1 protein-coding gene is annotated in these 1185 nt (G+C 70.4%); it reads left to right on the top strand.

What is annotated here, in order from left to right; genetic code table 11:
* Positions 1–227, top strand: a 227-nt coding sequence (locus tag AC1D2K_RS34960; protein WP_478095043.1) for a zincin-like metallopeptidase domain-containing protein, incomplete at its 5' end; no start/stop codon positions are given.
* Positions 228–1185 lie beyond the last annotated feature (958 nt).

Below are 1185 nucleotides of genomic sequence, written 5' to 3'. Positions count from 1 at the left end.
TGGCGGAGCTCGGCAGTGCCTTCGTGCTCGGTCACATCGGGCTGGTCGACGCGACGATCGAAGGACACGCGGCCTACCTCGACGCCTGGCTGCAGGTGCTGCGCAACGATCGGACCGCAATCTTCACCGCCGCGCGTCTGGCCGGCGAGGCGTTCGAGTACATCCTGAGCCGCGAGTTGCCGCCCGCGGGTGAACTCGCCCTGGCAGATAACGCGGGCAAGGAATAGGTGGAGGCATCCCCCTCGCCGCAAGCCCATGGTCATGCCCGCCTCGCGAGTGTGCTGAAGACCTACGATTGCTGTCGCTGGGTCAGGAGGCCGGGGCACTGGACCATCGCACTCGCCGCGCCCAGGAAGGGCGGCGAGGTCGGCACCACGGCTGAGCAGGCGGGTGAGTTCGCCGCGGCGACGGCCGCTGGATCCAAGCCGGCGACCTCGATGCCTCGCAGGACGCGTTTCCAGCCGATCTTCGGGTCGGACTGTGCCGACCAACCCGGACCCGGACGTCGATCCCGATCGACATACGCCTCGCCGAAATGGCTGCTTCGGCTTTGCTCCTGGACGCTTCAGGCAAGAAAGGGTGCCGTGAAGACCACCGGCCCCACCGCCCGCTCGCGCGGGCGCGATCCTCGAGCGCGACTGGTGGACGCCGACCGCTGGAGGCTACTTCGAGCATGTCTCGAAAGCCCGGAGGCCGAAGCGGTCCAGGCGTTTGCACACCGGCCGAGGTGCACCGACTGGGCACGGCCAGGAAGGCCGACATCGTGACTGCGGCCGAACGGCTGGCGGCGGGAACCGGAGGGTTGCCTGCGATGCTTGGGCGACAGGACGCTGATGCCCCGGCGCAGGCCATCGCGTCGGAGCCAGAAGCCATGGACCGCGCCGACACAGCCGGCGATGCCGAGACCGAAGATAGCGTGGTCGAGCCAGCCGTCGCATGAGTCTGGAGCCCCGGCCTGCGGGACGGGGCGTGTTCGGCGAGGGGCGCGTCGACGAATTCAGCGGCTGCGCCGCAGACGCGCCTGCGAGCGCGCACCGCCGAGGGCGGCGCGCAGCCACGATCCACGACAGGCCTCGCTGCGCGGGGTTGTGCCATGCCCTGCCGTGTCCGACGCTGGCGGGCAGGCCGCCGTGAACGACGCAGACACGCGCCGTGCGCGAGCGCCGTGGCGTGTCCCCCCTGATG

This window comes from Variovorax sp. P1_H12_2 (assembly GCF_056405335.1).
Note: the sequence above shows the minus strand (reverse complement) of the source record. Positions and strands in the feature narration are given on the sequence as shown.